The sequence below is a fragment of the Xanthobacter autotrophicus genome, assembly GCF_030015065.1.
GTDB lineage: Bacteria > Pseudomonadota > Alphaproteobacteria > Rhizobiales > Xanthobacteraceae > Xanthobacter > Xanthobacter autotrophicus_D.
On sequence record NZ_JAIVFN010000126.1, the window covers coordinates 1 to 12,835 of the forward strand.

A 12,835-nucleotide genomic window follows, 5' to 3' on the forward strand; every position below is an offset into this window, starting at 1 on the left:
CTCCCCACCCCTCCCCCACAAGCGGGAGAGGGAGCAACGCTGAGCCAGACACCCTGCGCGCCCGCGCGCTTGCCGGCATCAAGACGGTGGAATGGGTGCCGGCGGCGGGCGAGAACCGCATCACCGGCATGATCGCCAACCGCCCGGACTGGGTGGTCTCGCGCCAGCGCGCCTGGGGCGTGCCCATCGCCGTGTTCGTGAAGGACAAGGGCGACGGCACCGTCGAGATCCTCAAGGATGCGCAGGTGAATGCCCGCATCGCCGACGCCTTCGAGACCGAGGGCGCCGACGCCTGGTTCAAGGAGGGCGCCGGCGCCCGCTTCCTCGGCGAGCGGGCCGGCGAGGGCTGGGCCAAGGTCGACGACGTGCTCGACGTATGGTTCGATTCCGGCTCGACCCACGCCTTCACGCTGGAGGTGCGCCCGGATCTCAAGGCCAACCGCCCACCCGAAGGCAACGACCGGGTGATGTATCTGGAAGGCTCGGACCAGCATCGCGGCTGGTTCCATTCCTCGCTGCTGGAAAGCTGCGGCACCCGTGGCCGCCCGCCCTACGACGTGGTGCTGACCCACGGCTTCGTCCTCGACGAGGACGGGCGCAAGATGTCCAAGTCGCTGGGCAACGTCACCTCGCCGCAGGACGTGATCAAGCAGTCGGGCGCGGACATCCTGCGCCTGTGGGTGTGCGCCTCCGACTATGCGGACGATTTGCGCATCGGCCCGGAAATCCTGAAAACCACCGCCGATACCTACCGCAAGCTGCGCAACACCATCCGCTGGCTGCTGGGCTCCCTGCACCACGACCGGCCGGAAGAGCACGTGGCGTTCGCCGACATGCCGGCGCTGGAGCGCTACATCCTCCATCGCCTCGTCGAGCTGGACGGCGAGATCCGCGCCGCCTACCGCGCCTTCGACTACAAGAAGGTGCATGCGGCGCTCACGGCATTCATGAATATCGAGCTCTCCGCCTTCTATTTCGACATCCGCAAGGACGCGCTCTATTGCGATCCCCTGTCCTCGGTGACGCGGCGGGCCTGCCTCACCGTGCTGGACGCGGTGTTCGCGCGGCTCGTCACCTGGCTTGCGCCCATCCTGCCCTTCACCTGCGAGGAGGCGTACATCGCCCGCACCGGCGATGAGGAGGGCTCCGTGCATCTCCTCGGCTTCCCGGACACCCCGGCCGAGTGGCGTGACGATGCCCTTGCGGAGAAATGGCGCCGGGTGCGCCTCATCCGCCGGGTGGTGCTGGGGGCGCTGGAGGTGGAGCGCGCCGCCAAGCGCATGGGCTCCTCCCTGGAGGCGGCGCCGGAGGTCCATGTCGCCGATCCGGCGCTGGCCGATGCGCTCGACGGGCTGGACCTTGCGGAAATCACCATCACCAGCGCCGCCACCCTCATCCGGGGCGAGGGGTCGGCGGAGGCCTTCCGCCTTCCCGACGTGCCGGGCGTGGCCGTGGTGCCCGCCCGCGCCGAGGGCAGGAAGTGCGCCCGCTCCTGGAAGATCTCCGCCGAGGTAGGCTCGGATCCCGAGTTCCCGGACGTCACCCCGCGCGACGCGGCGGCGCTGCGGGAATTCTACGCCGCGCAGGCGGCGGCCCAGTGAGGTGACCATGGGGCGACGCCACATCCTGTTCGGCCTTCTCGTCGCCCTCCTCGTCCTCGTGGCGGACCAGGCGACGAAGAGCCTCGTGCTCGCCTGGTCCCGCCAGTGGGGGGCTCCGCTCCACACGGTGGCGCCCTTCCTCGATTTCGTCGCCTTGTGGAATGCCGGCATCAGCTACGGTCTGTTCCCGCAGGGCGACACCGGGCGCTGGGTGCTGGTGGCCATCAAGGTGGCCGCCGCCCTGCTCTTCACCATCTGGCTGACGCGGGCGCGGGGGCGGCTGGAAGCGTTCGCCCTCGGCCTCCTCATCGGCGGCGCCATCGGCAATGCGGTTGACCGGGTGGTCTATGGCGCGGTGTTCGACTTTGTCTCGCTCCACGCCTTCGGCTACCGTTGGTACGTGTTCAACGTGGCCGACGTGGCCGTGGTTGTGGGGGTAGGGCTGCTTCTTTACGATGCGTTTTTCAGCCGCGCCTCAAAATTGCCGCCCTCGGCCACGCCAATGGCGGCGAAATCCGAAGCCGAGCGTGAGCGAAGCTAAGCGCGGGCTCTGAAGGCAAGCTCCAAGGGGCAGCCCAAGGCCCTCAGGGAATCCAGAGACGTCGGGGAACAGGAATCATGCGCGTGAGCCCGAATTATCCACGCGGCATCGCCGCCGAGCGGGCCGCAGACGATCTTTCCGCCCTCCTTCTTTTCGGTCCCGCCCCAGGCTCCCCGATGCTGCTGCGGCATGCCCGCCTCCTGGCTGCGGCCCTGCTGGCCACCGGCCTCGCGGCGACGGCGGCGCCCCGGCCGGCGGCCGCCCAGACCTTCGACGGCTCGTCCAGCCTGATGGAAAGCACCCTGCAGCTGTTCGGCCTGAAGGACGACGAGCCGAAGCCCGAGATCGACTATCGCGAGCGCGCGCCGCTCGTGGTTCCTCCCAAGGTGCCCGAAGCCCTGCCGCCGCCCCAGTCGAGCGCGGCGGATGCCAATCCCAACTGGCCGAAGGATCCGGACGTCCAGCGCCGCAAGCGCGAGGCGGAAGCCTCCAAGACGCCTATCGTGCGCGACGATCCCGGCCGGCCGCTGCTGCCGTCCGAGCTGAAGGGCGGCAAGCACAAGAATCTCGGCAACTCGTCCTCCCCCTCGGAGCCGGTGGGCGCCGAATCCAAGCGCGACGTGCTGCTTCCCGACCAGCTCGGTTTCTCGGGCTGGATTAACGGCCTCTCGGGCAAGCAGGAGCAGCTCAGCTTCAACGGCGAGCCGGAGCGCGAGAACCTGATCCAGCCCCCACCCGGCTACCAGACCCCGGCGCCCAACGCCCCCTATGGCGTGGTGGAGCAGAAGAAGGAGCCCTTCAAGTTCCCGACCCTGTTCGACCGCGGCAACTAGGGCACCCGCCGCCCAGACTGCAACGCAGCCTGAGCGGATGACGCGTTCTCTGCCTTGAGTTGGAAGGCCGCCAGCGGAACGGGTCCTGCCCGGCAGCAGCCGGGCGGCGCCATCGCAGGCGAGGGCTGAAACGACGACGAACCGGCCGGTGCGCGTGGGCGATGCGCGCGCCCGCCGACGGAAAACCCGGCGGGCGGCCCTTAACCCAGCCGGCCCGCATCCTATCTGTCCTTGACGTGCCCGCCATTCGGCGCGTCGAATGCCGGAAGATCGCCACGTGTTCATGAGCCGCCTCACCATGATTGCCATTCTCGCCGCTACCGCGGCCACAGCCGCCCCCCGCATTGCTGAGGCGGCCGGGCCGGAAGTCACCCAGTTCCAGCTCGACAACGGCCTTCAGGTCATGGTCATCCCAGACCACCGCACGCCGGTGGTTACCCACATGGTGTGGTACAAGGTGGGATCGGCCGACGAGCAGCCGGGCAAGTCCGGCATCGCCCACTTCCTCGAGCACCTGATGTTCAAGGGCACGGACGCCCACCCGCAGGGCCAGTTCTCGGCCGAGGTGGCGCGTCTCGGCGGCCAGGAGAACGCCTTCACCTCGCAGGACTACACCGCCTATTTCCAGCGCGTCGCCAAGGAGCACCTGGAAAAGGTGATGGGCTTCGAGGCCGATCGCATGACCGGCCTCAGGCTGTCCGACGAGGTGGTGCTGCCCGAGCGCGACGTGGTGCTGGAAGAGCGCCGCATGCGCACCGACAACGATCCCGGCGCGCGCCTCTCGGAGGTGCTGCAGGCCACCACCTACGTGAACCACCCCTACCAGCATCCCATCATCGGCTGGGAGCACGAGATCAAGGGGCTGAACCGCGAGGACGCCCTCGCCTTCTACCGCCGCTATTACGCGCCCAACAACGCGCTGCTGGTGGTCGCCGGCGACGTGGACCCGGACACCGTGCGCACCTTGGCCGAGAAGACCTACGGCAAGGTGGCCCGCGCCGACACGCCGCCCCGCGCCCGCCCGCAGGAGCCCGAGCCCCGCGCCCATCGCCGGGTGTCGCTGGCCGACCCGCGCGTGGCCCAGCCGAGCCTGCAGCGCTCCTATCTGGTGCCCTCCTCCCGCACCGCACAGCCGGGCGAATCCGAAGCGCTGGAAGTGCTCGGCCAGATCCTCGGCGGCGGCCAGACGAGCCGCCTCTACCGCACCCTCGTGGCCGAGAAGGGCCTCGCGGCCGGCTCCGGATCCTGGTATCAAAGCACCGCATACGATGCCACGCGCTTCGTCACCTACGCCTCGCCCCGCCCCGGCGTGAGCCTGGAGGATCTCGAGGTCGCCGTGGATGCGGTGATCGCCGAGCTTCAGGACAAGGGCGTGGACGAGCTGGAGCTGGCCCGCGCCAAGACCCGACTGACCGCCGACACCATCTATTCGCAGGACAACCAGGCCACACTCGCCCGCATCTACGGTGCCTCCTGGGCCACCGGCATGTCGGCCGACGATGTGCGCGCCTGGCCCGAGCGCATCAAGGCGGTGACGGCCGAGCAGGTGAAGGATGTGGCGCGCCGGTACCTTGTCACCGACCGCGCCGTCACCGGCTACCTGAAGCAGGCCGAGCCGAAGAAGGACGCCGCCCCCAAAAGCGAACCCAAGAAGGACGACCGCTCGTGAGGGCTGGCCCCGCCTCCCTTTCCGGCAGCGCCGTGCGCGCCGGCCGTCTCCTCTTTGCGATGGTAACCATGGCCCTTTCCCTTCTCTCCGCCAGCGCGGCGCAATCCCAGTCGAGCCGCATCACCGAGGTGACGAGCCCCGGCGGCATCAAGGCGTGGCTGGTGCACGACACCACCCTGCCCCTCATCGCCGTGGAGTTCGCCTTCCTCGGCGGCGCCTCCCAGGACGGCAAGGAATTGCCGGGCCTCGCCAACCTCACCGCCTCGCTGTTCGACGAGGGGGCCGGGGCCCTCGACGCCCACGCCTTCCAGAGCGCCCTCGCCGACCATGCGGTGGAGCTGCATTTCGATGCCGGGCGCGACGAGGTCCGCGGCTCGCTGCGCACCCTCTCCGAGAACCGCGAGAAGGCGTTCGAGCTGCTGCGCCTCGCCGTGGCCGAGCCGCGCTTCGACACCGAGGCGGTGGAGCGCATCCGCGCCTCCCAGCTCGCCATGCTGCGCCGGCGCTCCACGGAGCCCAACGCCATCGCCAACGACCGCTGGTTCGCCCTCGCCTTCCCGGACCATCCCTATGGCCGGCCGGTGGATGGCACGCTGGAGACCGTCGCCCGCATCAGCCGCGACGACATCGCCGGCTTCGCGAAGCGCACCATCGCCCGCTCCAACCTGCGGGTGGCGGTGGTGGGCGACATCAGCGCGGAAGAGCTGGGCCAGCGCCTCGACACCGTGTTCGGCGCCCTGCCGGCCACAGCCAGCCTGGTGGCCGTCCCCGCCGTGGAGCCGCAGAAGATCGGCACCGTGGACGTCATTCCCCTCGACGTGCCCCAATCGGTGGTTGTGATGGGCACCGGCGGCCTGGAGCGGCGCGACCCGGACTTCATTCCCGCCTTCGTGCTCAACCACATCCTCGGCGGCAGCGCGTTCTCCTCGCGCCTGTTCAAGGAGGTGCGCGAGGCGCGCGGGCTGGCCTACTCGGTCTATTCCTACCAGGTCGCCCTCGGCCGGACCGGCCTGTGGTTCGCCGGCACCGCCACCAAGAACGAGCGGGCAGGGGAATCCATCGCCATCATCACCGACGAGTTCCGCAAGATCCTGAAGGACGGACCGAGCCAGACCGAGCTGGATGAGGCCAAGAGCTATCTGATGGGCAGCTATGCCCTGCGCTTCGACACCTCCTCCAAGGTCGCCGGCCAGCTGCTCCAGATCCAGCTGGACGAGCTGGGCATCGACTATGTGGACAAGCGCAATGCCCTCATCGACGCCGTCACCCTCGACGACCTGAAGCGCGTGGCGGCGCGCCTCGCCACGGCCCGCGACGCCCTTGTGGTGGTGGTGGGCAAGCCGGTGGGCCTCGGGGGCTAGTCCGGTCCTCGCCGATGCCCCCGGAAGGCCTCCCTCCCGGACAAGGTTGCGTTGGGGTAACCTTAACCTGCACGAGGACCGCCCGCGTGCCTTCAGGGCGTGCGGGGTGGTTCCGAACCCCTTGCCTCCTTTGCTATAAGGCGTCCGGATCGGGGGCGCCCACGGAGCTGATCGACATGGTGCGCGCACAACAGGCCGGTGCATTCGGGACGGCTGCGGACAACAGCGCGGCGGCTGGCGCGCGCGCCCGTCGCTTCTCACGCCTGCCCCTCCGCGCGCCGGCACCGCTGGTCCTCATGCTTTCAGCCCTGGCGCTCGCCGGCTGCGCCGGCGGCGAGGGACTGGACGGCGCCTTCGGCGCGCAGGATACCGGCGTCGCGGCCTCGGGCTCCTCCTCCGCGGGCGTGGTGAACAGCGCCACCACCGGCGCGCTGGTGGTGGGCAGCGGCCCCACCGCCGTCACCTATGACTGCCCCACGCTCACCGTGCGCACCGGCGCCGCCTCCTGGCAGGTCACCGATCGCGGCAGCGGCGGCCTGCGCTATCAAGGCACCATCGGCCGCCTCGCCCGGGAATGCTCCATCGCCGGCAGCACCATGATGGTCCGGATCGGCATCGAGGGCCGCATCCTGATGGGCGAGAAGGGCGCGCCCGGCCAGATCAAGGTTCCCATCCGCGTCGCGGTGGTGCAGGAGGGGCCGACACCCCGGACCGTCACCACCAAGTTCTTCAACGTCGCGGTGGACGTGCCGGCCGATCCCGGGCACGCCGCCTTCACGGTAGTGGAGGACCAGGTCTCCTTTCCCCTGCTGAAGCCGGCGGAGATGGAGCGCTACGTGATCTATGTGGGCTTCGATCCGCAGGGCGGCGAGGTCAAGGAGCGCAAACCAGCCCCGGCCGCCAAGCCGAAGCCCAAGCCCGCCGCCACCAGCGAGGCGCCGGCGACGAAGCCGGCGACGAGCAGCGGCGCACCGAAGGGCGACGTGTTCGGCCCGCCTCCGGGCAGCAGCGGCGCGCTGTCGTCCCCGCCCTCCAGCGGCGGGTTCGAGCCGCCGCCCTCCACCAGCACCTTCTCGCCGCCGCCGCGTTGACGTCGGCCGCCATTGGCTTATGCTGCACGCGCGCCCGAGCTTCGGCCCGGACGTGATCGGACGATCCCTGCGGGAGAGACCGGCAGCCGCAAGGCATGCCGGCGCCGAAGGCGCAACCGCCCCGGAACCGCTCAGGCCAAAGGACCGCAGGGGGACGAATCTCTGGAAAGCAGCGTCCGCGCTGCACGGCGACGTGCAACAGGGCGCTCACCGAAGGAGTAAGCCGTGCCCTTCCACGAGGCGCGGTGAAATCTCTCAGGTTCCGCAGACAGAGGGGGCGCCGCGCGGATCTGCTCCTGTGTCTTGACGCAACTGTCTTGACGCCGGAGCCGATCCGGAAATTGGCGCTGTCGTCCGGGAGCCTCCCTTGGATCAGTCCGAGCCCCTGCTCGAAACCCCGCTGTTCTCGGCCCACCGCGCCCTCGGCGCGCGCATGGTGCCCTTCGCCGGCTACCAGATGCCGGTGCAATATCCCGACGGCATCCTCGCGGAGCACGGCTGGACCCGCACCCATGCCGGGCTGTTCGATGTCTCCCACATGGGCCAGGCCCTGCTCAGGGGTCCCGACCACGCCACCACGGCCCGCGCCCTCGAAGCCCTCGCCCCGGCGGATTTCGCGAACCTCGCCCCCGGCCGGCAGCGTTATTCCCAGCTGCTGGCACCGGACGGCGGCATCATCGACGACTTCATGGTGACGCGGCCGCTGGCGCCGGAGGCGGACGGCACCCTCATCCTCGTGGTCAACGCCGCCTGCAAGGCGGGGGACTTCGCCCACATCGCCGCCCACCTGCCGGAGGGCGTTGCCCTCATCGAGCGCCCCGAGCGGGCGCTGCTCGCCTTGCAGGGGCCGGAGGTGGCCGCCGTCATGGCCCGCCATTGCCCGCAGGCGGCGGCGCTCGATTTCATGGCGGCCATCCCAACGGATTTCGACGGCATCCCGGTGGAGGTCTCCCGCTCGGGCTATACCGGCGAGGACGGCTTCGAGATCTCGGTGGAGAACGACAAGGCGCCCCTGCTCTGGGCCGCCCTGCTCGCCGAGCCGGAGGTGAAGGCCATCGGCCTCGGCGCCCGCGACAGCCTGCGCCTCGAGGCCGGGCTCTGCCTCTATGGCCATGACATCGACCTGTCCACCTCCCCCATCGAGGCGGGGCTGATGTGGTCCATCCAGAAGCGGCGGCGCACCGAGGGCGGCTTTCCCGGCGCCGAACGCATCCAGCGCGAGCTGGCGGATGGCCCGGCCCGCGTCCGGGTGGGGCTGAGGCTTGAGGGCCGCGCACCCGCCCGCGAGGGGGCGGAGATCGCATCCGACGGCGCCGTGGTGGGGCGTGTCACCTCCGGCGGCTTCGCGCCGACGCTCGCCGCTCCCATCGCCATGGGCTATGTGCCGCCGGCCCTGTCCGCACCCGGCACGCGCCTCGACATTCTCGTGCGCGGCAAGGCGTTGGCGGCGACCGTCACGCCTCTTCCGTTCGTGCCGACGCGCTATGCGCGCAAATCTAAAGCGGGGGCCTGATCCATGACGAGCGTGCGCTACACGAAGGACCATGAATATGTGCGCGTCGAGGGCGACGTGGCCGTGGTGGGCATCTCCGACTACGCCCAGCAGCAGCTCGGCGACGTGGTGTTCGTCGAGCTGCCGGAGATCGGCAAGGTCGTGACGAAGGGCGGCGAGGCCGCCGTGGTGGAGAGCGTGAAGGCGGCGAGCGAGGTCTACGCCCCGCTCTCCGGCGAGGTGGTGGAGGTCAACAGCGAGCTGGAAGGCGCCCCCGGCCTCGTCAACGAGGCCGCGGAGGGCAAGGGCTGGTTCATGAAGCTGAAGCTCTCCGACCCGGCCGAGCTCAACGACCTCATGAACGAGCACGCCTACAGGGACTTCCTGGACACCCTGGCCTGACCATGGCGACCGATCACAAAGCCACCATCCGCTGGGCGCGGGGCGATGCCGTCTTCACCGACGGGCGCTACGCCCGCGCCCATGTCTGGGCCTTCGACGGCCTCGAGGTGCCCGGCTCCTCGGCGCCGTCCTCGGTACGCGTGCCGCTCTCCCGCGAGGATGCGGTGGACCCGGAAGAGGCGCTGGTGGCCGCGGCCGCCAGCTGCCACATGCTGTTTGCGCTCGATTTCGCCCGCCGCGGCGGCTTCCGCGTGGACAGCTACGAGGACGCCGCCGTGGGCGAGATGACGCCCAACGAGAAGGGCAAGCTCTTCATCTCCCGCATCACCCTCACGCCCGTAATGGTCTTCTCCGGCGACAAGCTGCCCACCGCGGCGGATGTGGAGGCCATCCACCACCGGGCGCACGAGGAATGCTTCATCGCCCATTCCGTGCGCGCAGACATGGTCATCACGCCGCGCTTCACCACCGCCTGACCCGGGATTCCCATGCGCTATCTCCCCCTCACCCCCGAGGACCGCGCCGAGATGCTGGCGCGGATCGGGGTCGCCTCCGTGGACGACCTGTTCGCCGACATCCCCGCCGACAGGCGCGAGACCGAGCTGCCGCGCCTCGACCGCGCCAAGGGCGAGCTGGAGGTGGAGCGCGTCCTCGCCCGCCTCGCCGCCGCCAACGTGCCGGCCGGCTCGGTGCCGTTCTTCGTTGGCGCAGGGGCCTATCGGCACCATGTGCCGGCCACCGTGGACCACCTGATCCAGCGCTCGGAATTCCTCACCTCCTACACGCCGTACCAGCCCGAGATCGCCCAGGGCACGCTGCAATATCTGTTCGAGTTCCAGACCCAGGTGGCGGAGCTGACCGCCATGGAGGTGGCCAACGCCTCCATGTATGACGGCTCCACCGCCGCCGCCGAGGCGGTGCTGATGGCCCACCGCATCACCAAACGCCGCAAGGCGGTGCTGGCGGGCAACCTGCATCCCCATTATCGCGCCACCATCGAGACCCTCTCGCGCTACGCCGCCGACGCCGTGGTGGCGCTGCCCCCCGCCCCGTTCGGCGAGGAAGACCTCATCACCCCCATCGACGACACGGTCTCCTGCGTGGTGGTGCAGTCGCCGGACGTGTTCGGCAACCTCGTGGACCTCAAACCCATCGCCGAGGCCGCCCACAAGGCCGGCGCGCTGCTGGTGGCGGTGTTCACGGAAGCGGTGGCGCTGGGCCTCATCGAGCCGCCGGGGGCGCAGGGCGCCGACATCGTGGTGGGCGAGGGCCAGTCCATCGGCAATGCGCTGAATTTCGGCGGGCCCTATGTGGGCCTCTTCGCCGCGCGCCAGAAGTTCGTGCGGCAGATGCCGGGGCGGCTTGCCGGCGAGACGGTGGACGCGGAAGGCCGGCGCGGCTTCGTGCTGACCCTGTCCACCCGCGAGCAGCACATCCGCCGCGAGAAGGCCACCTCCAACATCTGCACCAATTCCGGCCTGTGCGCGCTGGCCTTCACCATTCACATGAGCCTGCTGGGCAAGACCGGCCTCACCCGCCTCGCCCGTGCCAACCACGCGGCCGCCTGCGACCTCGCGGACCGGCTGGCGGCGGTGAAGGGCGTGAGCGTGATCAACGACACCTTCTTCAACGAATTCACCCTGCGCGTGCCCGGCTCCGCCGCCGAGGTGGTGGAGAAGCTGGCGGCGAGGGGCATCCTTGGCGGCGTGCCCTATTCGCGCCTCGCGCCGCAATCGGGCCTCGACGACCTCATCCTCGTCGCCGCCACCGAGACGACCACCGAGGACGACCGCGCCGCCTATGCCGCCGCCCTGAAGGAGGTGCTGGCCGGCGCGCCCACCCCGGGCAGAGACCTGAGCACCTCGCTGCAGCATGCGCTGGACCGCGCAGCACGCTGGATGGCCACCTACCCCCATTCGATCGAGGATGAAGGAAACTCGCTTGGTGCAAGGGTTAGCGCGGGCCTGATAGAGGTCCTGATAGATGAGGGCTTTCTGGGCGCGCTCATCCAGCATCATCCCGAGGTCATCAACACATACAGCCGCTACTTCTTCAATACCGATGCGCCTGACCTTGACCCGGACCGGATCGAACGGACGGTCAAACTCAGCGATGAAGGGACGAACGAAGACAGGTTCCAGGATCTGTACAGGATCGCCGAGGAGATTCGCTGATGAACCGCGAAGGCCGCGGCGCCACCACGGCGCATTCCCTTGCCCTCACCGGCCCTGAGACCTTCACCGGCAACCGCGCGCTGGACCTGGAGGAAGGGCTCATCTTCGAGATCGGCCGCACCGAGGTGACCGGCGTGGACATTGCCGAGCCCGCCCCCTTCCGCGACCGCCTCGGCACCCAGGCGCGCACCGCGCCGCTGGACCTGCCCGGCCTCTCCGAGCCCGAGGCCATGCGCCATTACGTGCGCCTGTCGCGCATGAATTACGGCATCGACAGCGGCCTGTTCCCGCTCGGCTCGTGCACCATGAAGCACAATCCGCGCCTCAACGAGAAGATGGCGCGCCTGCCGGGCTTTGCCGACATCCATCCGCTCCAGCCCCAATCCACGGTGAAGGGCGCGCTGGGCCTCATGGCGGAGCTGTCGCGCTACCTGCTGGAGCTGACCGGCATGCAGGCGGTGGCGCTCACCCCCAAGGCCGGTGCCCACGGCGAATTGTGCGGCATGATGGCCATCAAGGCCGCCCATGCCGCCCGTGGCGAGGGCGAACAGCGCCACGTGGTGCTGGTGCCCGAGAGCGCCCACGGCACCAATCCGGCCACCGCCGCCCTCATCGGCTACGAGGTGCGCTCCATTCCCGCCCGCCCGGACGGCACGGTGGACCCGGAGGCGGTGAAGGCCGCGCTCGGCCCCGAGGTGGCGGCGCTGATGCTCACCAATCCCAACACCTGCGGGCTGTTCGAGCGCGACGTGGTGGCCATCGCCGAGGCGGTGCACGAAGCCGGCGCCTATTTCTATTCGGACGGCGCCAATTTCAACGCCATCCTCGGCAAGGTGCGCATCGCCGACCTCGGGGTCGACGCCATGCACATCAACCTGCACAAGACCTTCTCCACGCCCCACGGCGGCGGCGGGCCGGGCGCGGGGCCGGTGGTGCTCTCCGACGCGCTCGCCCCCTTCGCCCCGGTGCCGGCGCTGGTCGCCACCACGGACGGGCTGGCGCTGGTGGAGGACGAGGGCGCGGACGGGGCCGAGCAGGCACTGGGCCGCATGAGCGCCTTCCACGGCCAGATGGGCATGTTCGTGCGGGCGCTGGCCTGGATGCTCTCCCACGGCGCGGACGGCATGCGGCAGGCCTCGGAAGACGCGGTGCTCTCCGCCAACTATATCCGCGCCTGCCTCATGGACCTCATGAGCGCCCCCTTTGCCGACCGCCCGGCCATGCACGAGGCCCTGTTCGACGACGCGTGGCTCGCCGGCACCGGCCTCACCACGCTGGACGTGGCCAAGGCCCTCATAGACGAGGGCTACCACCCCATGACGGTCTATTTCCCGCTGGTGGTGCACGGCGCCATGCTGATCGAGCCGACGGAGAGCGAGTCCAAGGCCTCGCTGGACCTCTTCATCGCGTCGCTCAGGGATCTGGCGCTGGCCGCCAAGGCCGGGGACAAGGAGCGCTTCCTCGGCGCCCCCTATTACGCCCCGCGCCGCCGCCTCGACGAAACCCGCGCCGCCCGCACCCCGGTGCTGCGCTGGACGAAGCCGGCGCCGGTGGCCGACGCGGCCGAGTGAGGGGCTCCGTTCCGCTTCTGCGCGGGGCCAGAGACGAGGCGGCCCGCCCTTGCGAAGCCCGAACCGCAAACCCTCTCCCACGTGCGGGGGAGGGTTGGGT

Annotated in this window: 10 protein-coding genes, 1 pseudogene and 2 riboswitches; all 11 genes and pseudogenes read left to right on the forward strand. The window is 69.9% G+C overall.

Features of this window, described 5'->3' with window-relative positions:
• Nucleotides 1–1,601, forward strand: a 1,601-nt coding sequence (locus K9U40_RS19280; RefSeq protein ID WP_282891762.1) for a class I tRNA ligase family protein, incomplete at its 5' end; no start/stop codon positions are given.
• Nucleotides 1,602–1,608: 7 nt separating this feature from the next.
• The gene (gene lspA, locus K9U40_RS19285; protein WP_282891763.1) at nucleotides 1,609–2,142 is read left to right on the forward strand and encodes a signal peptidase II; all 534 of its coding nucleotides are present in this window, start codon (nucleotides 1,609–1,611) and stop codon (nucleotides 2,140–2,142) included.
• 77 nt (nucleotides 2,143–2,219) lie between these two features.
• Nucleotides 2,220–2,975, forward strand: coding sequence for a hypothetical protein (locus K9U40_RS19290; protein WP_282891764.1), 756 nt, complete (start codon nucleotides 2,220–2,222; stop codon nucleotides 2,973–2,975).
• 283 nt (nucleotides 2,976–3,258) lie between these two features.
• Nucleotides 3,259–4,644 carry a M16 family metallopeptidase gene (locus tag K9U40_RS19295; protein WP_282891765.1) on the forward strand — a complete coding sequence of 462 codons (1,386 nt, stop codon included), beginning with the start codon at nucleotides 3,259–3,261 and terminating at the stop codon, nucleotides 4,642–4,644.
• 68 nt (nucleotides 4,645–4,712) lie between these two features.
• Nucleotides 4,713–6,005 (forward strand): M16 family metallopeptidase, encoded by a 1,293-nt coding sequence (locus tag K9U40_RS19300; RefSeq protein ID WP_282891766.1) that lies wholly within the window; start codon nucleotides 4,713–4,715, stop codon nucleotides 6,003–6,005.
• A gap of 176 nt (nucleotides 6,006–6,181) precedes the next feature.
• Nucleotides 6,182–7,096, forward strand: a complete 915-nt coding sequence (locus K9U40_RS19305; RefSeq protein WP_282891767.1) for a hypothetical protein — start codon at nucleotides 6,182–6,184, stop codon at nucleotides 7,094–7,096.
• 60 nt (nucleotides 7,097–7,156) lie between these two features.
• A riboswitch (glycine riboswitch) is annotated at nucleotides 7,157–7,253 on the forward strand.
• Between the two features lie 3 nt (nucleotides 7,254–7,256).
• Nucleotides 7,257–7,370, forward strand: a riboswitch (glycine riboswitch).
• A 93-nt stretch (nucleotides 7,371–7,463) separates the two neighbouring features.
• Nucleotides 7,464–8,609 (forward strand): glycine cleavage system aminomethyltransferase GcvT, encoded by a 1,146-nt coding sequence (gcvT, locus tag K9U40_RS19310; RefSeq protein ID WP_282891768.1) that lies wholly within the window; start codon nucleotides 7,464–7,466, stop codon nucleotides 8,607–8,609.
• A 3-nt stretch (nucleotides 8,610–8,612) separates the two neighbouring features.
• Entirely contained in the window at nucleotides 8,613–8,990 is a 378-nt protein-coding gene (gene gcvH, locus K9U40_RS19315; RefSeq protein WP_282891769.1) for a glycine cleavage system protein GcvH, read from the forward strand.
• 2 nt (nucleotides 8,991–8,992) lie between these two features.
• Nucleotides 8,993–9,466: an OsmC family protein gene (locus tag K9U40_RS19320; protein WP_282891770.1), complete on the forward strand. Its 474-nt coding sequence runs from the start codon at nucleotides 8,993–8,995 to the stop codon at nucleotides 9,464–9,466.
• A gap of 12 nt (nucleotides 9,467–9,478) precedes the next feature.
• Nucleotides 9,479–10,819, forward strand: a pseudogene (gcvPA, locus tag K9U40_RS19325) (aminomethyl-transferring glycine dehydrogenase subunit GcvPA); the annotation flags it as partial.
• A 344-nt stretch (nucleotides 10,820–11,163) separates the two neighbouring features.
• On the forward strand, nucleotides 11,164–12,735 hold the full coding sequence (gene gcvPB, locus K9U40_RS19330; protein WP_282891771.1) for an aminomethyl-transferring glycine dehydrogenase subunit GcvPB: 1,572 nt from the start codon (nucleotides 11,164–11,166) through the stop codon (nucleotides 12,733–12,735).
• Nucleotides 12,736–12,835 lie beyond the last annotated feature (100 nt).